We start from the raw sequence: 239 nt of genomic DNA, 5'->3' as shown, positions 1-239 counted from the left end.
CTGGCGACCCTGTGCCTGCGCAATATCACCCCGGCGCGGCTGTTGGCGCCTCGCATACAGGCGGCGCGCAGCGTAACGCTGTTTTCCGCCACGCTGAGCCCACGGCATTTCTACAGTGACCTGCTCGGCATGCCGGCCAACACGGCCTGGCTGGAAGTGGCGGCGCCGTTCCGCGCCGAGCAGCTCGAAGTGCGCATCGCCAGCCAGGTGTCGACCCGTTATCGTGAGCGCCACGCCTC

At 68.2% G+C, this 239-nt stretch carries 1 pseudogene; it reads left to right on the top strand.

From position 1 onward, the window contains the following. A pseudogene (locus tag SB772_RS45135) lies at positions 1–239 on the top strand (ATP-dependent DNA helicase); the annotation flags it as partial.

This window comes from Paraburkholderia sp. SIMBA_030, from assembly GCF_046535245.1.
Taxonomy (GTDB): domain Bacteria; phylum Pseudomonadota; class Gammaproteobacteria; order Burkholderiales; family Burkholderiaceae; genus Paraburkholderia.
The sequence above is the reverse complement of the archived record's forward strand: the minus strand, read 5'-3'. Positions and strand labels throughout refer to the sequence as shown.